The organism is Psychrobacter sp. CAL346-MNA-CIBAN-0220 (genome assembly GCF_040309805.1).
GTDB lineage: Bacteria > Pseudomonadota > Gammaproteobacteria > Pseudomonadales > Moraxellaceae > Psychrobacter.
The window spans coordinates 1-230 of the sequence record NZ_JBEOPF010000804.1 but is presented as its reverse complement, the minus strand read 5'-3'; the positions used below and the strand labels follow the sequence as shown (position 1 = coordinate 230).

Sequence of the window (230 nt, the reverse complement as noted above, 5' to 3'; positions counted from 1 at the left end):
GAAATATAGCTGCTGATAAAATTTATACGTTTGATTGCGCTGATAGTATGCCGATTGCACCTAACGATAATGAGGAAGGCGCTTCAATGAACCAGCGTATTTATGGTAAAGCGTTAAAGGCAGATGATTTTTATACGGGCAGTGGTAATGAGCACTCACTCACGTACTATAAAGAATTTTGTCAGCAATTTTAAAGGTAGAAGACATGACCATGCTATTAAGAAGTACGC

General features: G+C 38.3%; 1 pseudogene. It reads left to right on the top strand.

Annotated elements, in window-relative coordinates:
* Positions 1 to 194: pseudogene (locus AAEY88_RS15735) on the top strand (cell envelope biogenesis protein OmpA); the annotation flags it as partial.
* Positions 195 to 230: the final 36 nt, after the last annotated feature.